The sequence below is a fragment of the Nocardioides sp. cx-173 genome, from assembly GCF_021117365.1.
GTDB lineage: Bacteria > Actinomycetota > Actinomycetes > Propionibacteriales > Nocardioidaceae > Nocardioides.
On the sequence record NZ_CP088262.1, the window covers coordinates 3,897,670 to 3,919,731 of the forward strand.

The following is a 22,062-nucleotide window of genomic DNA, read 5'->3' on the forward strand; positions in this document are numbered from 1 at the left end:
CGACCACCCCCCGGATCTCGGATGTCGGTCCCGGGGGTGCGCCTCTACGATGACAGACATGTCTGACGCGTCCGCCGCCCCGTCCTCCACCCCCACCTCGACCACCGAGTCGCCCGTGGGCACCAACCCGCGCGAGCGCCGGGTGTCTCGCCGGATCGGCGCGATCGCCGAGTCCGCCACGCTCAAGGTGGACGCCAAGGCCAAGGCGCTCAAGGCCGAGGGGCGGCCGGTGATCGGCTTCGGGGCCGGCGAACCGGACTTCCCCACGCCCGACTACATCGTGGAGGCGGCCGCCGAGGCCTGCCGCGACCCGCGCAACCACCGCTACACCCCGGCCGGCGGGCTTCCGGAGCTGAAGAAGGCCATCGTCGCCAAGACCCGCCGCGACAGCGGGCTGGAGATCGAGACCAACCAGGTGCTCGTCACCAACGGCGGCAAGCAGGCCATCTACGCCGCGTTCGCCGCGATGATCGACCCCGGCGACGAGGTGATCGTGCCGGCGCCGTACTGGACGACGTACCCGGAGGCCATCCAGCTCGCCGGCGGCGTGCCGGTCGAGGTGCTCGCCGACGAGACCCAGGACTACAAGGTCACCGTCGAGCAGCTGGAGGCCGCGCGCACCAAGCACACCAAGGTGCTGCTGTTCGTCTCCCCGTCGAACCCGACGGGCGCCGTCTACAGCTCCGAGGAGATCCGCGCCATCGGCCAGTGGGTCGAGGACCACGACCTGTGGGTCCTGACCGACGAGATCTACGAGCACCTCGTCTACGACGACGCCGACACCGGGTCGATGCCGGTCCTGTGCCCGTTCCTGCAGGACAACTGCGTCGTCGTCAACGGGGTCGCCAAGACCTACGCCATGACCGGTTGGCGCGTCGGCTGGATGATCGGCCCCGCCGACCTGGTGAAGGCGGCCACCAACCTGCAGTCGCACGCCACCTCCAACGTCGCCAACGTCTCCCAGCGCGCGGCCATCGCCGCCCTCGAGGGCGACCTGACGGCCGTCGACGAGATGAAGGCGGCCTTCGACCGCCGGCGCCACAAGATCGTGTCGATGCTCAACGAGATCGACGGCGTGGTCTGCCCGATGCCCGGCGGCGCGTTCTACGCCTACCCGTCGGTCAAGGGCCTGCTCGGCAAGGAGTACGGCGGTCAGGTCGTCGAGACCTCCGCCGACCTGGCCGGCTACATCCTGGACGCCGCCGAGGTGGCGGTCGTCCCGGGCGAGGCCTTCGGCTCCCCCGGCTACCTGCGGCTCTCCTACGCGCTCGGCGACGACGACCTCGTCGAGGGCCTCTCGCGCCTGCAGAAGCTGTTCGCTTGAGGGATCTGCACGCCCTCCCCAAGGCGCACCTGCACCTGCACTTCACGGGGTCGATGCGGCACAGCACGCTGCTCGAGCTGGCCGAGCGCGACGGCATCGCCCTGCCCGAGTCCCTGGTCTCGCAGTGGCCGCCGCAGCTGAGCGCGGCCGACGAGAAGGGCTGGTTCCGCTTCCAGCGGCTCTACGACGTCGCGCGCTCGGTGCTGCGCACCGAGGCCGACGTACGGCGCCTGGTCCGGGAGGCGGCGGAGGACGACGTGGCCGACGGGGGGCGGTGGCTGGAGATCCAGGTCGACCCGAGCGGCTACGCCGCGCGCTTCGGCGGGATCACGGCCTTCACCGACCTCGTCCTGGACGCCGTGCGCGACGCCTCGCAGCGCACCGGCCTCGGGATCGCGGTCGTGATCGCCGCCAACCGGACCCGGCACCCCCTCGACGCGCGGACCCTGGCGCGCCTGGCCGCGCAGTACGTCGGGCGCGGCGTGGTGGGCTTCGGGCTCTCCAACGACGAGCGGCGCGGCCGTACGTCCGACTTCGCGGGGGCCTTCGCGATCGCGGAGCGGGCCGGGCTGCTCTTGGCTCCGCACGGCGGGGAGCTGCTCGGGCCCGACTCGATCCGCACCGTCCTGGACTCCCTGCACGCCGACCGCCTGGGCCACGGGGTGCGCTCGGCAGAGGACCCGGCCCTGCTCGAGCGCATCGTCGAGGCCGGCGTGGCACTGGAGGTGTGCCCGGTGAGCAACGTGGCGCTGGGCGTCTACAGCGACCTGACCTCGGTGCCGCTGCCGACCCTGCTCGAGGCCGGCGCCACCGTGGCGCTCGGCGCCGACGACCCGCTGCTGTTCGGCTCGCGGCTGGCCGGGCAGTACGCGACCATGCGCGCGGCCCACGAGCTCCCCGACGAGGACCTCGCCGAGCTGGCGCGGATGTCGGTGCGGGCCTCGAGGGCGCCCGAGGACGTGCGCGCCGCGGTCCTGGCCGACATCGACGCCTGGCTGGACTGAGCACCCGCTGTTTGCGCGGTCCGTCGCCTGGGAAGATCCTCCGTGTGACCAACCAGGGGCCGGACGAGTCGGACGAGACGCAGCCCTTCGCCTCGCCCTCCGGCCCGGAGCAGCCCAGCGCGCCGCAGTGGCCGACGTACGGGCAGCCCAGCGCGCCGACCCCGGAGCCTCCGGCGGCTCAGCCGCCGCCGTCCTACGGCGCTCCGGCGCCGCCGAACCCCTACCTGCAGCAGCCCTACGGCCAGCCGCCGTACCCGCCGAACTTCGCCGGCTACGGCCAGCCGGTGCCGGGCTACAGCTACGCCCAGCCCCTGGGCCAGGCCACGACGTCGATGGTGCTCGGCATCATCGGGATCGTCTCGATCCTCCTGACGCCGATGTGCTGCCTGACCTTTCCGGGCGTCTTCGTCGGTCCGTTCGCGATCTGGACCGGCGTGAGCGCCAGGCGCACGATCGACCGCAACCCGGGGTTCTACACCAACCGTGGCCAGGCCGTCGCCGGCTTCGTCACCGGCATCGTCGCCACGGTGCTCGCGGTGCTGGCCCTCATCGTGGTGGTGGCGTTCGTGGGGATGGCCGACTGGTCCTCGTCGTACGACGGCTACTAGAGCGCGCAGCCCACGAGCACCGGCTCGTTGACCAGCGTGATGCCGAAGCGGGCGGCGACGCCGTCGCGCACCTCGCGGGCGAGGTCGAGCAGCTCGGCGGTGGTCGCGCCGCCGCGGTTGGTGAGGGCCAGCGTGTGCTTGCCGGACAGCGCGACCGTCGTGGTGCCGTGCCCCTTGGCGAAGCCGGCGTGCTCGATGAGCCAGGCCGCGCTGGTCTTCACCCCGCCGTCGGCCGGCCAGGACGGCGCCCCCTCGGGCAGCTCGGCGGGCGCGACCACGGGGTTGGTGAAGAAGGACCCCGCGCTCCAGGTGTCGTGGTCGTCGGCGTCGAGGACCATCCCCTTGGCCCGGCGCAGGCCGAGCACCGCCTCACGGACGTCGGCCAGGGGCGCGCGGCGGCCCACCTCGACGCCGAGCGTGCGCGCGAGCTCGGCGTAGGCCACGGGAGCCCCCAGCGAGCCCTGGACGAGCTGGAAGGTCACGTCGAGCACGACGTGGCGCCCGGGGTCGGCCTTGAACCGGGAGTGGCGGTAGCCGAAGTGGCAGTCGGCGTTGGCGAAGGTGCGGACTCCCCGCAGCGTGCGGTCCCAGACCCGCACGGACGCGACCGTCTGGGCGACCTCCTGGCCGTAGGCGCCGACGTTCTGGATCGGGGTCGCGCCGACCGCGCCCGGGATGCCGGAGAGGGCCTCGACGCCGACCCAGCCGCGCTCGACGGCGGTCGCGACCAGCCCGTCCCAGGACTCCCCGGCGGCCACGGTGACCAGCACCCCACCGCATGAGGCGTCGGTCTCCCCCTCGGGCAGGTCGGGGGTGATCCCGCGGGTCGCGACGTGCACCACGACCCCCGGGAAGCCCTCGTCGGCGACGACCAGGTTGCTGCCGCCACCGAGGACCAGCACCGGCTCGCCGGCCGCGTCGGCGGCGGAGACGGCCTCGATCAGCTCGGCCTCGGTGGAGGCGGTGACGAGGCGCCCGGCCGGCCCACCCAGACGCAGCGTGGTGAGGTCGCGCAGGTCAGGCACGGACCACGGCCTTGGGCATCCCCAGGACCTTCTGGCCACCGCAGGTGACGGTCAGCGCGACCGTCGTCAGCCCGTCCTCGGTGCCCTTCACCTCGCCGGCGACCTCCAGCTCGACCCCGCCCTCGGCCGGGACGACGACGGGGTTGGTGAACTTGCAGCCGAAGCTGACCACCTGGGCGCCGGGGAACCAGCCCTCGACCGCGCGGGCGGCGAGCGCCATGGTGTACATGCCGTGGGCGATGACGCCGGGCAGCCCGACGCTGAGCGCGACCGCCTCGTCCTGGTGGATGGGGTTGTGGTCGCCGCTGGCCTGCGCGTAGCGCACCAGGTCGGCGCGGGTGATCGTGAAGCGCCGGCTGTCGAGGGTCATGCGTCCGCCCCCCGGTGGACGAGGGTGGCCGAGGTGCGGCAGACCACGGCGCCCATCACGTCGGTGATCTCGCTGGTGGTCCCGATGATGTCGTTGCCGCCTATCTGGCGCAGGGTCGCGACGGTGAGGGTCGCGCTGAGCACGTCGCCGGGCAGGATGGCCCGCTCGTAGGCGAACCTCTGCTCGCCGTGGACGATGCGGAACAGGTCGATGCGCTCCGCCTCGAGGAAGGCGTTCATGGCGTCGAAGGCGAGCACGATCGGGAACGTCGCGGGCGCCGGCCCCCCGGCGTACTCGCCGCCGGTGGCGGCGACGAACTCGCCGATCCTCTCGGCCGACACCTCGAAGCGCGGGGTCGGCGGGAAGGTCCGGCCGACGAGGGATTGGTCGACTGGCATGGGTCGAATCTAGCCGGTCCGAAATGCGTTCGACCCGCCGCGGGTCAGCGGCGGGTCGAGCGGCAAGCGTGGGTTCAGCGGGTCTCGCGGTGCGCCTTGTGCGTGCGGCACCGGGGACAGAACTTCGCCAGCTCCAACCGGTCGGGGTCGTTGCGGCGGTTCTTCTTGGTGATGTAGTTGCGCTCCTTGCAGTCCACGCACGCGAGCGTGATCTTGGGGCGAACGTCGGAGCTCTTGCTGGCCACGGGAAGTCCTTTGTCGTATTCAGTCGTCTTGCGTAGCGGGGGCGGGACTCGAACCCGCGACACCACGATTATGAGCCGTGTGCTCTAACCACCTGAGCTACCCCGCCATGGGGAAGGGATCAGGCTCTTCAGAGCCTACCCAGAGCCCCTTTACGGAATCGAACCGTAGACCTTCTCCTTACCATGGAGACGCTCTGCCGACTGAGCTAAAGGGGCAACGACGGAGAACGATACACAGGGGGGTCACGGTTGGAGAAATCGGTCCCGCCCTCCCGCCGCCGGCCCCATCTCAGCCCTGGATCCGAGCCCAGGGACGGGCCTGCTCCAGCTCGTAGGACAGCCCCAGCAAGGTGGCCTCCCGGCCGGCCCCGGCACCGAACATGACCCCCAGCGGGAGCCCCTCCGCGGTGGTCGCCAGGGGCAGCGACACCGCCGGGTCGCCGGTGGCGTTCTGCAGCGGCGTGAAGGCCACCCAGTCCAGGAGCCGGCCCATGATCGTGTCGTAGTCGCGGGTCGGGTCGAGATGGCCCACCTGCGGCGTTCCGGTGGCGAGCGTGGGGGTCAGCAGGACGTCGTACTGGCGGAAGAAGGCCTCGGAGTGAGCCCGGGTCCGCCGCAGCCGGCGGATGGCGCCCGGCAGCCGGTGCAGGTTGCGGCGGCAGTGCCGGTCCAGGCCCAGGGTGAGGTTGTCGAGGTTCTGCGGGGCCCAGCTCCGGCCGTGGGTACGGCGGCCGGTGCGGACCAGGAACATCGCCAGCATCGACCAGTAGAGCAGGAAGTCGTCGCGGAACGTGTCCGGCACCATCATCGCCTCGACGGGCTCGACGTGGTGGCCCAGGTCCTCGAGCAGCGCGGCGACGCCCTCGGTGAGGGCGGTCACCTCCGCGTCAGCGGAGACCCCCATGCCGGTGGTGTTGAGGGCCACCCGCAGCCGGCGCCTGCCGGGTCGTGTGATGTCACCGATGGGCGGGAGATGCAGGGCGCGGTAGACCTTCTCGGCCTCCCGCAGGAACGCCGCGGTGTCGCGCACCGAGCGGGTCAGGACGCCGTCGGACACGATCCGGATCGGCATGTCGCGCGCCAGCTTGTCCTGCGCCAGCCGGTCGCGGGTCGGCTTCAGCCCGACCAGGCCGTTGACCGCCGCCGGGATCCGGATCGAGCCGCCGCCGTCGTTGGCGTGGGCCAACGGCACGGCCCCCGCCGCGACCAGGGCCGCCGACCCCGCCGACGACGCACCGGCCACATGGTCGGTCGACCACGGCGAGCGCACCGCCCCGAGCCGCGGATGCTCGGCAGCCGCCGAGAAGCCGTACTCGGAGAGCTGGGTCTTGCCCAGCGGCAGCAGGCCGGTGGCGAGGTACATGCGCGCGAAGTCCCCGTCCGCGGCCTGCGGCCGAGCGACGTAGGAGTCGGTGCCCTGCTGGGTCGGCATCCCGGCCACGTCGACGTTGTCCTTGACGAAGGTCGGCACGCCGGCGAAGTAGCCGGCGCGTGGGGCGCGTGCCTCGGCGCGCGCGCGGTCGTAGGCGCGGAAGGCGACCGCGTTGAGGTCACGGTCGACCCGCTCCACCCGTGCGATCGCGGCCTCCACCACCTCCGGCACCGACACGGCGCCCCGGTGCAGCGCCTCGACCAGCCCGACCGCGTCGAGCTCCCCCAGCGCGTCGTCAGTGAAGGTGTGCACGCGGTTCATGGTGGCAACCTAGCGGCGGGGTGGGCATGGCGTGAGTTTCACCGGGTCCCCGGTGAAACTCACGCCTCCCCGACAAAGTTTCGTAGCGGAAGCATGAGATTCACCGGGTGCCCGGTGAATCTTGAGGTCCTTGAGGCCTCGCCTGGCCGGCCGGCCGGCCGCTAGAGCAGGACGGCGAGCAGGAGCGGGAGCAGGATGCTCATGGCGAGGGCGGTGAGGCCCATGGACAGGCCGGCGAAGGCACCCTCGGTCTCGTGGGCGGCGAGCATGCGGGAGGCACCAGCATCCCGATCACGGGGCCCGGAACGGGCACGTCCAGGAGCCGGACGGCCACCTCGCCGACGAGCTGGCAGGCCAGGAGCCAGGTGAGCCCGGTGATCATGCCGCGCCGCGGCGGTGACACCCCACCAGGTGCGGGTCGAAGAGGCCGACGGCCTCGCTCAGGGCGTACATCGTCGTCGGCCCGACGAACGCGAAGCCGTGCCTCTTCAGCGCCTTGGACAGCGCCACCGACTCCGGCGAGGTGGTCGCCAGCTCCTCGGTCGTCTCCGGGGCGGGCGGCACCTCGGGCCGGAAGCCGAGGATGAAGGCCTCGAGACCCTCGGCCTCGCGCAGGGCCATGGTGGCCCGGGCGTTGGTCAGCGCGGCCTGGATCTTCAGCCGGTTGCGCACGATGCGAGGCTCGGCCATGAGCCGCTCGACGTCGCGCTCGTCGAAGGCGGCGATCGCGTCGGCGTCGAAGCCGTGGAAGACCTCGCGGAACGCCTCGCGCTTGTGCAGGATCGTCGACCAGGACAGTCCGGACTGGAACGCCTCGAGGGTCAGGCGCTCGAGGTAGGCGGCCTCCCCGTGCACCGGGTTGCCCCACTCCGTGTCGTGGTAGTCGCGCATGGTGCCCGGGCCGCCCGCCCACGGGCAGCGCAGCACGCCGTCCTCACCTTGCACCGGTCCCATGCCGGCATCCTCCCATCGGGTACCGACGGGTCAGCGGCGCTCTCGCAGCCGGGCGTTGGGCAGCGACGGCGCTGGAATGGGCGGCAGGTGCTCGCCCACCACGACGCCGAAGCGCCCGTCGCGGACCAGCTGCCCGTCACGCACCACCCGCTCCCCTGGACCGGCCTCCTCGCGCAGCCCGCCGGCCGCGCCGGGATCGGCGGGCTCGCCGGCCTCGTCGGCGATCTGCGCCTGCCACTGCGCCCGGAAGCCGACGATCTCCTCGTGGCTGCGCCCGACGAAGTTCCACCACATGACGATCGGCTCGCCGAACGGCGGCCCGCCCAGCAGCAGCACCCGCACCGGCTCGTCGTACGAGCTGAGCCTCAAGGACGCCGACCCGGGCGCTACGAAGGCCAGGTCACCGCGCTCCGCGGTCGTGCCGGCGACCTCGAGCCGACCGCGATCGACCAGCACCCCGAGCTCGAAGGCCGGGTCCACGTCCAGGTCCAGGGTGGCGCCCGGGTCGAGCAGCAGCTCGGCACCCAACAGCGGCGTCGCGGTCGGCACCGGGGAGGTGTCACCCAGGAGCGAGCCGAGGAGGACGCGGGCCTCCCAGCCGGTGCCCGCGAGCGGCGGCGGTGCATGGTGGGCGAACCCCGGGGCGACGTCGCGGGCACCGTCGGGCAGCGCCACCCAGAGCTGGGCGCCGTGCAGCGTGCGCGTCTGCGGGGTGGAGACCTCGGAGTGGCTGATCCCGCGGCCGGCGGTCATCAGGTTGACCTCGCCGGGGCGCACCATGGCGTGGTTGCCGGCGCTGTCGCGGTGCTCGATCTGGCCGGTGAAGAGCCAGCTCACGGTCTGCAGCCCGGTGTGGGGGTGCGGCGGCACCGACATGCCGCCCGTGTCGGCGACGTCGTCGGGGCCGTAGTGGTCGACGAAGCACCACGCGCCGATCAGGGATCGCTCACGCTGCGGCAACGTACGGCGCACCGTCATCGCCCGGGGGCCGCCCAGCGGCACCTCGCGCGGAGCCAGCAGCTGCACCCGGTCCCGGTCCACGCCCCCAGTCTGCCCGAGGGTCAGGAGAGCTGGGGAGGCTCGACGTAGCGCTTGCCCTCGTCGCCTCGGGTGAACCCGTGCGCGTCGCTGGACCGCACCACCCCCGTGCGACCGCCGGTGGACGGCTCGAGCCGCACGATCACCGACTTGTACGCCGGCTGGTTGCTGCCCTCCGCGGTGTGCTCGAGCGCCACCAGCGGGTTGGTCTCCGGGTAGTAGGCCGCGGCGCAGCCGCGCGGCTGGTCGTAGGCGACGATCCGGAAGGTCGGCACCTGCCGCACCGAGCCGTCCTCCCACTCGCTGACGATGTCGACGAAGTCGCCCTCCTCGAAGCCGAGCGCGGTGATGTCGTCGCGGTGCAGGAAGATCACGCGCCGGCCGCCCTCGATGCCGCGGTAGCGGTCGCTGAGGCCGTAGATCGTGGTGTTGAACTGGTCGTGCGAGCGGATCGTCTGCAGCACCAGCCGGCCCTCGGGCACCTGCAGCACCTCGAGCGGGCTGACCTGGAACAGTGCCTTGCCGGCGTCGTTGGGGAAGGTCCGGGTGTCGCGCGGCGGGTGGGGCAGCACGAAGCCGCCGGGCTGGCTCGCCTTCTCGTCGTAGGCGGCACACCCCGGCACCACCCGCGAGATCGAGCGGCGGATCTGCCCGTAGTCGGCGCGGAAGTCCGCCCACGGGACCGGGCTGGACTCGCCCAGCGTCGCCAGGGCCAGCGAGCAGACGATGTCGACCTCCGAGCGCAGGTGCGGCGACGCCGGCTTGAGCGGCCCGTGCGAGGTGTGCACCGACGACATCGAGTCCTCGACGGTGACCTTCTGCAGGCGGCCGCCGGTCTGGTCGCGCTCGCTGCGCCCCATCGCCGGCAGGATCAGCGCCTCGCGACCGTGCACGACGTGGGAGCGGTTCAGCTTGGTGGAGACCTGGACGGTCAGCGCCGCCGAGCGCAGCGCGTCCTCGGTGACGGAGGTGTCGGGCGCGGCGGAGACGAAGTTGCCGCCGAGGCCCATGAAGACGCGGGCGTCGCCCTGCGCCAGCGCCTTGATCGAGGCGACGGTGTCGAGGCCGTGCTCGCGCGGAGGGTGGAAGCCGAACTCGGCCTGCAACCGGTCCAGGAAGTGGTCCGGGACCCGCTCCCAGATGCCCATGGTGCGGTCGCCCTGGACGTTGGAGTGGCCGCGCACCGGGCACAGGCCGGCGCCCGGCTTGCCGATGTTGCCCTGGAGCAGGGCGAGGTTGACGATCTCCTTCACCGTCGCCACGGCGTTGTGGTGCTGGGTGATCCCCATCGCCCAGCAGATGACGGTCTTGGAGGACGCCTGGAACATCCGCGCGGCCGCCTCGATCTCCTCGCGGGGCAGGGCGGTGGACGCGAGCACCTTGTCCCAGTCGAGCGCGTCGAGCGCCGCGGCGTACTCCTCGAAGCCGGCGGTGTGCTGGTCGATGAAGTCACGGTCCACGCAGCCCCACTCCAGCAGCAGGGAGCCGATCGCCTGGAGCAGCGCGAGGTCGCCGTTGGTGCGGACCTGGAGGTAGAGGTCGGCCAGGCCGGTGCCGGGGCCGAGGACGCCGCGCGCGGTCTGCGGGTTCTTGAACCGCACCAGCCCTGTCTCCTTGAGCGGGTTGACCGCGATGATCCTGGCGCCGTTCTGCTTGGCGATCTCCAGGGCGGAGAGCATGCGCGGGTGGTTGGTGCCGGGGTTCTGCCCCATGATCACGATCAGCTCGGCGCCGTGGATGTCGTCCAGCGTGACCGACCCCTTGCCGATGCCGATCGACTCGGCCAGCCCGACCGAGGTCGACTCGTGGCACATGTTGGAGCAGTCCGGCAGGTTGTTGGTGCCGTAGGAGCGCGCGAAGAGCTGGTAGAGGTAGGCGGCCTCGTTGGAGACCTTGCCGGAGGTGTAGAAGATCGCCTGGTCGGGCTCGATGGCGCGCAGGTGGTCGGCCATGAGGGCGTACGCGTCGTCCCACTCGATCGGCTCGTAGTGGGTGCCGCCGGCGCGCAGCACCATCGGCTCCACCACCCGGCCCTGCTGGTTGAGCCAGTAGTCGGTGTGCTCGGCGAGCTCGGCGACCGGGTGGGCGGCGAAGAACTCCCGTCCGATCAGGTCCCGCGTCGCCTCGTCGGCGACCGCCTTCACGCCGTTCTCGCAGAACTCCGCGGTGTGCCGGTGCTCCGGGCTCGGGTCCGGCCAGCCGCAGCCCTGGCAGTCGAAGCCGTCGGTCTGGTTGAGCTTGAGCAGCGTCCGCGCCGATCGGACGACGCCCATGTGCTCCACAGCCCGCTTCAGGGCCACGCTCACGGCGGTGACGCCGGCAGCCGCATGCGACGGCCCGCCGACCTCGACGTCGGCCTCTTCGATCTCGTGCTCTCGTGAGCGTCGACCCATAGTCCGTCAGTACCCATCTGCCAAGGGGCCATCCTCCGGATCCGGGAATCCTCCGGCCCTGCCCGAGTGGTGCCGCCCAGGTTAGCTTGGGCCTACCAACGCCGCCTCCGACGTGGCGCCGGCTCCGAGAGGAACGCCGATGTCGAACTACGGACCTCCTGAGGGCACTCCCCCCGAGCCACCCGACCGGCCACCCGAGCAGCCACCCGGCCCGCCACCCGAGCAGCCCCCCGGCGGGTACGGCGCCCCGCCGCCGCCCACGATCGGGTACGGCGCGCCCGCGCTCGGCGCCTCGGGATGGGACGTCGGCAGCGCCCTGCGCTACGGGTGGGAGAAGTTCCGGGCGAACGTGGGGGCGGTGATCGTCGCCGCGATCGCGATCGTGGTGGCCGTCGGGATCGTCCAGGGGGCCGGCTACCTCGTGCGCGACGCCATGGGCTGCCGAGGGACGTCGTATGAGGACTGCGGCGGCTACGTGAGCCTCGCGAGCCTGGTCTCGCTGCTCTTCAGCGCCCTGTCCTTCGTGGTCGCGCAGATCATCAGCGCCGGCGTGATCCGTGGCGGTCTGGACCTCACCGAGGGGCGGCGGTTGACCCCCGCCACCGTCATCTCCCCGCATCACCTTCCCCAGGTCGTCGTGGCCTCGATCCTGATCTCGGTCCTGACGACCGTGGGGATCATCCTGTGCATCCTGCCGGGCATCGTCTTCAGCTTCGCCAGCCAGTACACGCTGTACTTCATCGTCGACAAGGGGATGGGCCCCTGGGAGGCGATCAAGGCCAGCATCCACCTGGTCCGCACCAACCTCGCCGACACCCTGGTCTGGTACATCGTCGGCGGCGTCGTCGCCTTCCTCGGCTTCCTCGTCTGCCTCGTCGGCGCCATCGTCAGCGTCCCGGTCGTGCTCATCGGCACGGCCTACACCTACAAGGTGCTCACCCGCCAGCCGGTCGCTCCCTAGCTCAGCGGCTCTCCGCTCCGCGGCCGGCCCGGTCGCTCGCCCAGCTCCACGCGTACTGCGGGTCCTCCGAGGCCAGCGCGGCCTCGCCGAGGTCGAGCGGGGCGAAGGTGTCGACCATGACCGCCGACTCCTCGAAGCGCTCCGCGCCCAGCGAGGCCTCGATCGCCGACGGCTGCGGGCCGTGGGCGTAGCCGCCCGGGTGCAGCGAGATCGAGCCGAGCCCGATCCCGGAGCCCTTGCGGGCCTCGTAGTCGCCGCCGACGTAGAACATGACCTCGTCGCTGTCGACGTTGGAGTGGTAGTACGGCACCGGCACGGACAGCGGGTGGTAGTCGACCTTGCGGGGCAGGAAGTTGCAGACCACGAAGCGGTGTCCCTCGAAGACCTGGTGCACCGGCGGCGGCTGGTGGATCTTGCCGGTGATCGGCATGAAGTCCTCGACGTTGAAGGTGTAGGGGTACAGGCAGCCGTCCCAGCCCACCACGTCGAAGGGGTGGCTGGCATAGGTCATCCGGGTGCCGACGATCCGCCCACCGGCCCGGTGCTTCACCAGCACCTCGACGTCCTCGCCCTCGGCGAGCAGCGGGGAGGTGGGCCCGTAGAGGTCGCGCTCGGAGTACGGCGCATGCTCCAGCAGCTGCCCGTAGCGCGAGAGGTAGCGCTTCGGCGGCGCGATGTGGCTGTTCGACTCGATCGCGTAGAGCCGGCTCGGCTCGGCCGGCACCCAGCGGTGCGTGGTGGCGCGAGGGACGACGACGTAGTCGCCGGTGCGGTAGTCGACCGCCCCGAAGACGGTCTGCACCGTGCCGGATCCGGACTCGACGTAGACGCACTCGTCCCCGGTGGCGTTGCGGTAGAGCGCCGAGGCGGTCGTGCCGGTGACGACGTAGGCGATCCGGACGTCGGCGTTGCCCAGCACGAGGCGCCGGCCGGTCACCGCGCATCCCTCGGTCTCGAGGGCGTGCAGGCGCAGGTGGCGCGGCTTGAGCGGATGGTTGGGGGTGGTGCCCTGGTCGGGCAGCTCCCACACCTCGCTCGCGACGATCGCCGAGGGCACGCCGCGGTGGTAGAGCAGTGCGGAGTCCGAGGAGAAGCCCTCCTCCCCCATCAGCTCCTCGTAGTACAGCCGCCCCTCGAGGTCGCGGAACTGGATGTGCCGCTTGGGCGGCACCTCGCCGACCTGCCGGTAGTACGCCACGGAGACTCCAGTCGTCGGAGAGAGTGTTCGGTGAGCGGACGTTTGTGTCCGCTATCTGTCACAGGCCTAGAGTAGCCGCGTGTCCCCGTCCCTGGAACCCGTCTTCGCGAGGCTCATCGACGACGCGGCGATCTTCCCGCCCGGCGACGCCCCGCTCCCCGACGCCGTCGCCGCCCATGCCGCCCGCACGCCGGAGGACGGCGCCGAGCTCGTCGCCAGCTTCGTGCTCCGCGACACCGACCTGCCGTCCGTGCGCGGGCTGGAGGCACCGCTGTCGGTCGTCGTGACCGGCGGCGCCGGCCAGCTGGCCGGTCCGGCCGGCCTGTGCGGGCGGCTCGGCCTGCGTCTCTCGGCGCTCGAGATCGCGCTGCGCGACCTCGACGACCTCGCGGGCAACGCGCGCCGGGTGGTCGCCGCCGTGGACGCGGCTCGCGTCGAGGGCGTGCTCGACGAGGACGTCCCGGTCTTCGTCGAGCTGCCCCAGGACGACCCGGGCCACTCGTGGCTGGCGGCCGCCGACGAGGTCGCCGGCGCCGAACTGCGCCTCAAGCTCCGCACCGGCGGCGTCGAGGCCCACCACGTGCCGTCCTCCGCCACGCTCGCCGCGTGGATCGACGCGGCGCTCGACCGCGAGACGCCGTTCAAGTGCACGGCCGGGCTGCACCACGCCGTGCGCCACGATGCGGGTCACGGCTTCCTCAACGTGCTGGCCGCCACCCGGCTCGCGTTCGACGGCGGGTCGCGCGAGGAGGTGGTCGCCACGCTCGAGTCGCGCGACGCCGCCGCCCTGGCCGCGCGGGACCTGACCGGCGTACGGCGGTGGTTCACGTCCTTCGGGTCCTGCTCGGTCGCCGAGCCGTGGGCCGACCTGCGCGAGCTGGGGCTGGTCGCGTGAGCACCGCATCGCCCGGAAGGACGGAGTCCTTCCACCATCTTCCGTACGGCGTGTTCTCGCCCGCGGGTGAGGCTCCGCGGGTCGGGGTCCGGCTGGGCGACCGGGTGCTCGACCTGCACGCCGCGACCGGCCGGCCGGAGCTGGCGTCCGCCTCGCTCAACGCCTTCATGGCCCTCGGCCCGGACGTGTGGGCCGAGACCCGCGCGCAGGCCCGCACGGCGGCCGAGGCCGGCGGGCCGTCGTACCCGCTCGACGAGGTGACGCTGCACCTGCCGGTCGAGGTGGCCGACTATGTCGACTTCTACGCCTCGGAGCACCACGCCACCAACGTCGGGCGGATCTTCCGTCCCGACCAGGAGCCGCTGCTGCCCAACTGGCGACACCTACCGGTCGGCTACCACGGGCGCGCCGGCACGGTCGTGCCCAGCGGCACGCCGGTGGTGCGCCCGAGCGGTCAGCGGAAGGCGGCCGGCGAGGACGGGCCGACGTTCGGGCCGAGCCGGAGGCTGGACATCGAGGCGGAGCTCGGCTTCGTGGTCGGCGCCGGCTCGACGCTCGGCACCCCGGTGGCGCACGACGACTTCGCCCGCCACGTGTTCGGCGTGGTCGGCCTCAACGACTGGTCGGCGCGCGACATCCAGGCGTGGGAGTACGTGCCGCTGGGGCCGTTCCTCGGCAAGTCGTTCGCCACCTCGATCTCCCACTGGGTGACCCCGCTGGCGGCGTTGGACGCGGCCTGGGTCGACCTGCCCGGTCAAAACCCGCGCCCGCTCGACTACCTCGCGCCCGACCGCGCCCGCGGCCTGGACATCGACGTCGAGGTCGTGATCGGCGGCGAGGTCGTGAGCCGGCCGCCCTACTCGTCGATGTACTGGTCGCCCGCGCAGATGCTGGCCCACCTCACCGCCAACGGGGCCTCGCTGCGCACCGGCGACCTCTTCGCCTCGGGCACGATCAGCGGCCCGGAGGCCGCCCAGCGCGGCTCGCTCCTCGAGCTGAGCTGGGGCGGGCGCGAGCCGTGGGGTGACGGTCGCACCTTCTTGGAGGACGGCGACGAGGTCGTGCTCCGCTACTCGGCGCCCGGGACCGAGGGTGGGCGGATCGCCCTCGGCGACGTGCGCGGGCGGATCGAGCCGGCACACTAGAACCCGTTCTGGTCCCGGCCTACCCTTCGGCCATGGGCCTGCTGACACCGCTCGCCGTGCGCATCGGCGCCATCCCCTGGATGCCGCGACTGCTGCCTCAGGTGGTGTGGGTCGACACCCGCCTGCAGCGGCTCACCCGCGGGCGGGTCACGCTCCTCGACGTCGCGGGGCTGCCCAACCTCGCCCTGACCGTGCCCGGGCGCAAGAGCGGCATCCCGCGCACCACCTCCCTCCTGTGCGTGCCGCACCGAGACGGCTGGCTGGTCGCCGGGTCCTACTTCGGCGGGCCCCGCACGCCGCTGTGGGTCGCCAACCTCCGGGCCGCCACCACCGCGACGATCCGCTTCCGGGGCGTCGAGCACGCGGTGACCTGGCGCGAGGTCGAGGGCGAGGAGCGAGCCGAGCTCTGGCAGGCGATGCTGCGCACCTGGCCCAACTTCGCCAAGTACGAGCAGCGCACCACCCGGCGGATCCCGGTCTTCCTTCTGGAGCGGACGCGGTCGTCCAGGCCCTAGGGTCGCGGCATGTACGCGCAGTTCGGGCAGCACCCCGCGCCCTCCCACGTCCTCGCCCACCTCAGCGACCCGCACCTGCTCGCCGGCGGGCAGCGGCAGTACGGCCGGGTCGACACCGAGGCCGGCCTGCGGCGTGCTTTGGAGCGGCTCGCCCACGTGGACCCCGCCCCCCAGGCGCTGGTCTTCACCGGAGACCTCGCCGACAAGGCCGAGCCGGCGGCGTACGCGCGGCTGCGCGAGATCGTCGAGCCGGCGGCGGACGCGATGGGTGCGCAGGTGGTCTGGACGATGGGCAACCACGACGAGCGGGCGGAGTACGCCGCCGGGCTCTTCGGCGAGGAGGCCACCGGACCGCAGGACCGCGTCTACGACGTGGCCGGCCTACGGGTCGTGGCGCTGGACACCAGCGTGCCGGGCTACCACCACGGCGAGCTCGAGGAGTCGCAGCTGGCCTGGCTCTCCGACGTGCTCGCCACCCCGGCCGAGCACGGGACGATCCTGGCGATGCACCACCCGCCGATCCCGCTGCCGATGCTCCGGGCCGCGGAGATCATCGAGCTCCTCGACCAGCACCGGCTCGAGGAGGTCGTCCGCGGGACCGACGTACGCGAGATCGTGGGCGGGCACTTCCACTTCTCGACGTACTCGCAGTTCGCGGGCGTGCCGGTCAGCGTCGCCTCGGCCTCCTGCTACACCTCCGACCCGGCGCCGGTGAGGCGGTTCGTCTCCGGCGTCGACGGCCACACGTCGTTCACGATGATGCACGTCTACGCCGACCGGGTGGTGCACACGGTCGTGCCGCTAGCCGAGGCCCCGGAGATCAGCGGCTTCCCCTCCGACGTCCTCGCCCAGGTCGAGGCCCTCTCCCCCGAGGAGCGCCGCGAGGCCCTCTCCCGCAAGGACTCCCCCTTCAACACCGGCTTCGAGGACCACTCACCCCGCGACTGACCCGTCGCCTACTGCGCGAAATCACCGCCGACCCGTCAGAAAGTTTCTGACGGGTCAGCGGTGGGACGGACGGCGCCGGGTCGCACGACCTCAGCGTCGACGCCGAACCAGGGCTCACCGTCGGTGGCCGGCCGGTAGCGGGACAGGGCCTTGAGGAGGGAGCCGTCCTTCTCGCCGGTCGTGGGGTCGAGGTCGATGACGCCGCAGCGGCCGACCGGCCCCCGGATGCGAACGACCGCCTCACCCACTCGGAGCTCGCGGCCGGCCCAGTCGTCCTCGGCGTACGGCTCGTCGCCGGCGTCGACGACCATCGTCATCCGGAAGCGCGCGGCGGTGTCGAGCAGGTCGCTGCGGCCGGTGCGCTCCCCGAGCTCGCGCAGCGAGGCCGTGGTCAGCAGGCTCACGGGAGCGCCATACACGACGCCGCCGCGCGGCGACGCGGCCAGCCGCACCTCCTTGCCCAGGTACGACGTCAACAGCGCGGCGTGCGGCCCGTCGGTGAGCTCGTGGGTCACCGAGCGTCCCCAGTAGTCACACGTGACCTGCTCGCCGGTGAGGACCGGCGGCGCCGAGGCGCGCCGGCCGTCGGGCAGCTCCAGGTCGAGCACCGACCCGTCCCAGGCGGCGACCACCGCGAGCAGGGCACGGTGGGTGACGGTGCGCAGGACGGTGCGCCGCTCGACGTCGACGAGGCAGAAGGCGCGGTCCCCCACCGGCCCGTGGCGGTCCAGCACGACCTGGTCGTAGGACGTGTGGCGCATGCCCTTGACCGGCGCGAACCCGACGGAGACGACCTGCACGACCTCGATCCTCGCACGGTCGTGGGCACGGCGACATGCTGAAGCGCCCCGGTCCTGGGGGCCGGGGCGCTGCGGTGGCAGGTGCAGGATTCGAACCTGCGTAGGCATAAGCCGACGGATTTACAGTCCGTTCCCATTGGCCGCTCGGGCAACCTGCCGGGGTGTGGCGCGACCGGTGTTTGGTCGGTCGGCAACGAGGCGAAACAATAGCGCAGCGACAACCGCGAACGAAAAACCGCAGACCAGGAGCAGGTGAGCCAGATGGGCGACTCGTCCTTCGACATCGTGAGCAAGTACGACCGGCAGGAGGTCGACAACGCGCTCGGGCAGACCGCCCGCGAGATCGCGACCCGGTTCGACTTCAAGGGCACCGGCGCAACCATCGAGTGGCAGGGCGACGAGGCGATCGAGATCACCGCGTCGGCCGACGACCGCGCCACCGCCGTCCTGGACGTCTTCAAGGGCAAGCTGATCAAGCGTGACGTGAGCCTGAAGGTGATCGACCCCTCCGAGCCGCGCCAGTCCGGCACCGTCTCCAAGATCGGGATCGCGCTCAAGGAGGGCATCTCCTCGGAGGACGCGAAGAAGATCTCCAAGCTGATCCGCGACGAGGGCCCGAAGGGGGTCAAGGCGCAGATCCAGGGCGACGAGCTCCGGGTGTCCTCCAAGAAGCGCGACGACCTGCAGGCCGTGCAGGCGCTCGTGAAGTCGCAGGACTACGACTTCGCCGTGCAGTTCACGAACTACCGCTGAGCGCGCAGGCGGGCGCCGCGACGGCGCCCGCCCTCAGCGCCTCAGACGGCCACCATCGCGGGGACCGAGGTGGCCCCCGAGGCGGCGGTCAGCCACACCCTCGTGCCCTCGCCCAGCTCGAGCTGGCGCGCGTGCGTGCGGGTGAGTACGACGGTCACGTCGCCGCCCGCGGTGGCGACCTGGGTCCGGACCTCGAAGCCCACGCGCAGCACCCGGGTGACCGTCCCCTCGATCGCGCCGTCCGGGCCCGGGGTGACGGCGAGCTCGATGTCGTGCGGACGCAGGCGCACGCCGCCGAGCTGGGTGACCTCGCCGAGGAAGCCCATGACGAACTCGTTCGCCGGCTCGTCGTAGAGCTGGTCGGGTGTGCCGATCTGCTCGACCCGGCCCTCGTTGATGACCACGATCTCGTCGGCGACCTCGAGGGCCTCCTCCTGGTCGTGGGTCACGAAGACCGTGGTCACGTGGACCTCGTCATGCAGGCGCCGCAGCCAGTCGCGCAGCTCCTTGCGGACCTTGGCGTCGAGAGCCCCGAAGGGCTCGTCGAGCAGCAGGACCTTGGGCTCGACCGCGAGGGCGCGGGCCAGCGCCATGCGCTGGCGCTGGCCGCCGGAGAGCTGCGAGGGGAGCCGGTGCGAGAACTGCGACAGGTGCACGAGCTCGAGGAGCTCCTCCACCCGGCGCTTGACCTCGTCCTTGGGCCGCTTGCGGATCTCCAGCCCGAACGCGACGTTCTTGGCCACGGTCATGTGCTTGAAGACCGCGTAGTGCTGGAACACGAACCCGACACCGCGCTTCTGGGCCGGCAGCCGGGTGGCGTCGGTCCCCTCGATGTCGATGGTGCCGACATCGGCGCTGTCGAGGCCGGCGATGATCCGCAGCAGGGTCGACTTGCCGCCGCCGGACGGGCCCAGCAGGGCGGTCAGCTGACCGGTGGGCAGGGACACGGAGACGTCGTCGAGGGCGACGAAGTCCCCGAACTTCTTGGTGACGTTCTTGACTTCGATACTCATGGTGGGTCCTTCGGGATCGAGCGAGTCAGTGGGTGCGCTGAGGGCGCAGGAGGGCGACGACGACCAGGCAGGCGATGCTGACGAGGATCAGCAGGAACGACGTGGCGTACGCCGTCTGCTGCTCGAACCCCTGGTACTTCGACTCCACGACGAGCGGTGCGGTCTGGGTCTCCCCGGTGATGCTGCCCGAGACGATCTTGACCGCCCCGAACTCACCGAGGCTGCGGGCCAGGCTCAGCACCACGCCGTAGACGACCGCCCACTTGATGCTGGGCAGCGTGATCCGCCAGAAGGTCTGCCGGGTGCTCGCCCCCAGGCTCCGGGCCGCCTGTTCCTGGTCGTCCCCGATCTCGTGCAGGACGGGCACCACCTCGCGGATGACCAGCGGCAGGGCCACGAAGCAGGTCGCCATGACCATGCCGGGTGAGTTGAAGATGATCTGGAGCCCGGCATCCTGGGCAGCGGGCCCGATCCACCCGTCGCGCGAGTTGTAGACCAGGAGCAGGGCCAGCCCCACGACGACGGGAGACACCGACAGCGGCAGGTCAATCAGCGCCGAGAGGACCCGCTTGCCCGGGAACTCGAAGCGCACCAGCAGCAGCGAGATGCCCACGCCGAAGACCAGGTTAATGACGACGGCCCAGAACGCGATCATCAGCGACAGCTGGAGCGCGCCGACCACCTGCTCGTCGGCCAGGGCCTCGGAGAGGTTGTCGAAGCCGGCCTCGAAGGTGCGCTGCACCACGAGCGCGACCGGCCACGCCACGAGGAAGAAGACGTAGCCGACGGCGGCCAGGCGCAGCAGCCACTTGATGGGGAGCGAGACCTCAACCACGGCGGGCCACCCTTCGCTGCACGAGGTCCAGGGCGACGATGACGACCAGGGCGACGAAGAGCATCACCGAGGCCAGCGCGGCGGCCGAGCCGGTGCTGCCGTTCTCGATGAAGGTCAGCACCCGCACCGAGACCACTTCGGTCTCGAAGGGCCGGTTGCCGCTCAGCAGGACCAGGGAGCCGTACTCCGAGATCGCGCGCGCGAACGACAGCGCGGCCCCGGCCGCGATGGCCGGCGCCAGGCTGGGCAGGATGATCCGGCGCAGGATCGTCGCGCGGTTGGCACCGAGCGAGGCGGCGGCCTCCTCGACGTCGGCCTCGAGCTCCTCGAGCACCGGCTGCACGGTCCGGACGACGAACGGCAGGGTCACGAACGCGAGCGCCAGCGTGACGGCGTTCTCGGTGAACGCCCAGTGCAGGCCGAGGGGGCTCTTGGGTCCGTACAGCGAGAGCAGCACCAGCCCGGCCACGATCGTCGGTAGCGCGAACGGCACGTCGATGACCACGTCGAGCAGCCGCTTGCCCCAGAACTGGTCGCGGACCAGCACCCAGGCGATGACCGTCCCGATCACGATGTTGATCGCCGTGACGATCCCGGCCTGGCCCACGGTGAGGGTCACCGCGGCCCAGGTCTGGTCGTCGCGAAGGACCGACAGGTAGCGGTCCCAGCCGCCCGCGCCGGCCGCGGCGATGACCGCGGAGAGGGGGATCAGGACCAGCAGGCTGAACCAGATCATCGCGATGCCGAGGCCGAGACCGGCACCGCGGGTCAAGGTGTTGCGCGGGGTCGAGCGGCGAACGCGCCGCGGCCGGCGTCCCTCAGGGGACGCCGGCCTGGCTACTTCACTCGCCCCGATGAGGGCGGAGGTCATTCCTCGCCGACCTGACCGGTCGTCTGCTGCAGCTCGGTGATGATGCCGAGCGGGTTGCCGTCCTCGCCGTCGCCGAAGAACTTGTCGGCCGCCTCGCCCCAGCCACCGAAGTCGGTGTCCAGGGTGAACAGCTTCTCCGGGGTCGGGAACGGGTCGGACGGGTCGTTGGCACCCTCGACCTCGCCGACCGTGACGCCGTCGACGACCGGACGGAAGCCGGACTGGGCGTAGTCGGCCTGCGCCTCGGGACCGGTCATGAACTCCAGGAACGCCTTGGCGGCGCTGCTGGCGTCCTTGGTGACGGCCGCGGGGTTCTCGATCAGCAGCGTGTCCGGCGGGATGACGTAGTCGATGTCGGCGCCGCTCTGCTTGGCCAGGATCGCCTCGTTCTCATAGGAGAGGAGGACGTCGCCCGAGCCGTCGGTGAAGGCGGTGGTCGCCTCGCGGCCGCTGCCCGGGAGTGCGATCGTGTTGTTGAGGAGCTTGGTGATGTACTCGCGCGCCTCGTCCTCGCTGCCGCCGTTGCCGGTCACGTGGGCCCATCCCGCGAGGATGTTCCAGCGCGCGGAGCCGGACGACCCCGGGTTGGGCGTGATGATGTCGACGCCGGGCTCGACGATGTCGTCCCAGGTCGAGATGTCGTCGGGGTTGCCCTTGCGGACCACGAAGACGACGACGGAGGAGGTCGCGATGCCCTTGGTGGCGTTGTCCTTCCAGTCCTCGGCCACCAGACCCTCGCCCACGAGGCGAGTCACATCGGTCTCGAGCGAGTAGTGGACGACGTCGGCGGGAGCGCCGGCGACGACGCCGCGGCTCTGGTCGCCCGACGCGCCGTACGAGGTGCCGAACTCGACCCCGTCGCCCTCGTCGGTCTTCTTGAAGTCATCGAAGACCGGCTTGTTCGCCGCCTCCATGACCGAGAAGGCGTTGACGCTGATCTTCTCGCCGGAATCGCTGCTACCCGAAGCAGAGCACCCGGTCAAGGCCAGCACCCCGGTGGCGGCTCCGGCCACCGCGGCCTTGATCGTCTTCTTCATCGTGTCATCCCTCTGTCGTGCCGCGGCGTCCCCCGCGGC

Annotated in this window: 24 protein-coding genes and 3 tRNA genes; 9 read left to right on the top strand and 18 right to left on the bottom strand. The window is 71.8% G+C overall.

Translation table 11 applies throughout. The annotated features are described in order from the left end of the window. Positions 1–58 precede the first annotated feature (58 nt). Genes LQ940_RS19050 through LQ940_RS19060 form a run of 3 tightly spaced genes read left to right on the top strand, consistent with a single transcriptional unit; the run spans position 59 to position 2,936 of the window. Positions 59–1,324, top strand: a complete 1,266-nt coding sequence (locus LQ940_RS19050; protein WP_231241574.1) for a pyridoxal phosphate-dependent aminotransferase — start codon at positions 59–61, stop codon at positions 1,322–1,324. Further along, positions 1,321–2,328, top strand: a complete 1,008-nt coding sequence (locus LQ940_RS19055; RefSeq protein WP_231241575.1) for an adenosine deaminase — start codon at positions 1,321–1,323, stop codon at positions 2,326–2,328. The genes LQ940_RS19050 and LQ940_RS19055 overlap by 4 nt, the downstream gene beginning before the upstream one ends. A 44-nt stretch (positions 2,329–2,372) precedes the next feature. After that, the gene (locus LQ940_RS19060) at positions 2,373–2,936 is read left to right on the top strand and encodes a DUF4190 domain-containing protein (protein WP_231241576.1); all 564 of its coding nucleotides are present in this window, start codon (positions 2,373–2,375) and stop codon (positions 2,934–2,936) included. Here LQ940_RS19060 and LQ940_RS19065 read toward each other — a convergent pair. The 11 genes from LQ940_RS19065 to LQ940_RS19110 all read right to left on the bottom strand — a co-directional run bounded on the left by LQ940_RS19065 (position 2,933) and on the right by LQ940_RS19110 (position 11,052). After that, positions 2,933–3,961 (bottom strand): UDP-N-acetylmuramate dehydrogenase, encoded by a 1,029-nt coding sequence (locus tag LQ940_RS19065; protein WP_231241577.1) that lies wholly within the window; start codon positions 3,959–3,961, stop codon positions 2,933–2,935. The genes LQ940_RS19060 and LQ940_RS19065 overlap by 4 nt on opposite strands. After that, entirely contained in the window at positions 3,954–4,331 is a 378-nt protein-coding gene (locus tag LQ940_RS19070) for a MaoC/PaaZ C-terminal domain-containing protein (RefSeq protein WP_231241578.1), read from the bottom strand. The genes LQ940_RS19065 and LQ940_RS19070 overlap by 8 nt, the downstream gene beginning before the upstream one ends. After that, positions 4,328–4,729, bottom strand: coding sequence for an FAS1-like dehydratase domain-containing protein (locus LQ940_RS19075; protein ID WP_231241579.1), 402 nt, complete (start codon positions 4,727–4,729; stop codon positions 4,328–4,330). The genes LQ940_RS19070 and LQ940_RS19075 overlap by 4 nt, the downstream gene beginning before the upstream one ends. Before the next feature lie 74 nt (positions 4,730–4,803). Continuing rightward, positions 4,804–4,974 (bottom strand): 50S ribosomal protein L33, encoded by a 171-nt coding sequence (gene rpmG / locus LQ940_RS19080; protein WP_170259177.1) that lies wholly within the window; start codon positions 4,972–4,974, stop codon positions 4,804–4,806. Between the two features lie 33 nt (positions 4,975–5,007). Continuing rightward, positions 5,008–5,081 (bottom strand) — tRNA-Met (locus LQ940_RS19085). 36 nt (positions 5,082–5,117) lie between these two features. Further along, positions 5,118–5,190 (bottom strand) — tRNA-Thr (locus LQ940_RS19090). A gap of 73 nt (positions 5,191–5,263) precedes the next feature. Then, positions 5,264–6,667 carry an amidase gene (locus tag LQ940_RS19095; protein ID WP_231241580.1) on the bottom strand — a complete coding sequence of 468 codons (1,404 nt, stop codon included), beginning with the start codon at positions 6,665–6,667 and terminating at the stop codon, positions 5,264–5,266. Between the two features lie 161 nt (positions 6,668–6,828). Further along, a complete protein-coding gene (locus tag LQ940_RS21910) occupies positions 6,829–7,032 on the bottom strand; it encodes an LrgB family protein (RefSeq protein WP_374229499.1) in 204 nt (67 codons plus the stop codon). Between the two features lie 13 nt (positions 7,033–7,045). Next, positions 7,046–7,621 carry a DNA-3-methyladenine glycosylase I gene (locus LQ940_RS19100; RefSeq protein ID WP_231241581.1) on the bottom strand — a complete coding sequence of 192 codons (576 nt, stop codon included), beginning with the start codon at positions 7,619–7,621 and terminating at the stop codon, positions 7,046–7,048. Between the two features lie 30 nt (positions 7,622–7,651). After that, the gene (locus LQ940_RS19105) at positions 7,652–8,662 is read right to left on the bottom strand and encodes a pirin family protein (RefSeq protein WP_231241582.1); all 1,011 of its coding nucleotides are present in this window, start codon (positions 8,660–8,662) and stop codon (positions 7,652–7,654) included. 20 nt (positions 8,663–8,682) lie between these two features. Beyond that, the gene (locus LQ940_RS19110) at positions 8,683–11,052 is read right to left on the bottom strand and encodes an FdhF/YdeP family oxidoreductase (RefSeq protein ID WP_231241583.1); all 2,370 of its coding nucleotides are present in this window, start codon (positions 11,050–11,052) and stop codon (positions 8,683–8,685) included. Positions 11,053–11,191: 139 nt separating this feature from the next. On the opposite strand from LQ940_RS19110, the gene LQ940_RS19115 reads away from it, so the two are divergent. Beyond that, positions 11,192–12,013, top strand: a complete 822-nt coding sequence (locus LQ940_RS19115; RefSeq protein WP_231241584.1) for a hypothetical protein — start codon at positions 11,192–11,194, stop codon at positions 12,011–12,013. Between the two features lies 1 nt (position 12,014). Here LQ940_RS19115 and LQ940_RS19120 read toward each other — a convergent pair whose 3' ends face one another. Beyond that, a complete protein-coding gene (locus LQ940_RS19120) occupies positions 12,015–13,211 on the bottom strand; it encodes a homogentisate 1,2-dioxygenase (RefSeq protein ID WP_231241585.1) in 1,197 nt (398 codons plus the stop codon). Between the two features lie 79 nt (positions 13,212–13,290). On the opposite strand from LQ940_RS19120, the gene LQ940_RS19125 reads away from it, so the two are divergent. Genes LQ940_RS19125 through LQ940_RS19140 form a run of 4 tightly spaced genes read left to right on the top strand, consistent with a single transcriptional unit; the run spans position 13,291 to position 16,714 of the window. Then, positions 13,291–14,106, top strand: coding sequence for a hypothetical protein (locus tag LQ940_RS19125; protein ID WP_231241586.1), 816 nt, complete (start codon positions 13,291–13,293; stop codon positions 14,104–14,106). Continuing rightward, positions 14,103–15,251 (top strand): fumarylacetoacetase, encoded by a 1,149-nt coding sequence (fahA, locus tag LQ940_RS19130; protein WP_231241587.1) that lies wholly within the window; start codon positions 14,103–14,105, stop codon positions 15,249–15,251. The genes LQ940_RS19125 and fahA overlap by 4 nt, the downstream gene beginning before the upstream one ends. 32 nt (positions 15,252–15,283) lie before the next feature. Continuing rightward, positions 15,284–15,766, top strand: coding sequence for a nitroreductase family deazaflavin-dependent oxidoreductase (locus LQ940_RS19135; protein WP_231241588.1), 483 nt, complete (start codon positions 15,284–15,286; stop codon positions 15,764–15,766). 9 nt (positions 15,767–15,775) lie between these two features. Next, a complete protein-coding gene (locus LQ940_RS19140; RefSeq protein WP_231241589.1) occupies positions 15,776–16,714 on the top strand; it encodes a metallophosphoesterase in 939 nt (312 codons plus the stop codon). 35 nt (positions 16,715–16,749) lie between these two features. Here the strand turns inward: LQ940_RS19140 and LQ940_RS19145 are convergent, their stop codons facing one another. Next, positions 16,750–17,514: an MOSC domain-containing protein gene (locus tag LQ940_RS19145; protein ID WP_231241590.1), complete on the bottom strand. Its 765-nt coding sequence runs from the start codon at positions 17,512–17,514 to the stop codon at positions 16,750–16,752. 75 nt (positions 17,515–17,589) lie between these two features. Next, positions 17,590–17,672, bottom strand: a tRNA-Tyr gene (locus LQ940_RS19150). Between the two features lie 103 nt (positions 17,673–17,775). Between LQ940_RS19150 and LQ940_RS19155 the strand changes: the two genes are divergently transcribed. Then, positions 17,776–18,267: a YajQ family cyclic di-GMP-binding protein gene (locus LQ940_RS19155; protein WP_231241591.1), complete on the top strand. Its 492-nt coding sequence runs from the start codon at positions 17,776–17,778 to the stop codon at positions 18,265–18,267. A 41-nt stretch (positions 18,268–18,308) separates the two neighbouring features. On the opposite strand, the gene LQ940_RS19160 is transcribed toward LQ940_RS19155, so the two are convergent. Genes LQ940_RS19160 through LQ940_RS19175 form a run of 4 tightly spaced genes read right to left on the bottom strand, consistent with a single transcriptional unit; the run spans position 18,309 to position 22,023 of the window. Further along, entirely contained in the window at positions 18,309–19,280 is a 972-nt protein-coding gene (locus tag LQ940_RS19160; RefSeq protein WP_231241592.1) for a sulfate/molybdate ABC transporter ATP-binding protein, read from the bottom strand. Between the two features lie 25 nt (positions 19,281–19,305). Continuing rightward, positions 19,306–20,115: a sulfate ABC transporter permease gene (locus LQ940_RS19165; protein WP_231241593.1), complete on the bottom strand. Its 810-nt coding sequence runs from the start codon at positions 20,113–20,115 to the stop codon at positions 19,306–19,308. Next, entirely contained in the window at positions 20,108–20,986 is an 879-nt protein-coding gene (gene cysT, locus LQ940_RS19170) for a sulfate ABC transporter permease subunit CysT (RefSeq protein WP_231241594.1), read from the bottom strand. The genes LQ940_RS19165 and cysT overlap by 8 nt, the downstream gene beginning before the upstream one ends. After that, positions 20,983–22,023, bottom strand: coding sequence for a sulfate ABC transporter substrate-binding protein (locus tag LQ940_RS19175; RefSeq protein WP_231241595.1), 1,041 nt, complete (start codon positions 22,021–22,023; stop codon positions 20,983–20,985). Before LQ940_RS19175 ends, cysT begins: the two co-directional genes overlap by 4 nt. Between the last annotated feature and the right edge of the window lie 39 nt (positions 22,024–22,062).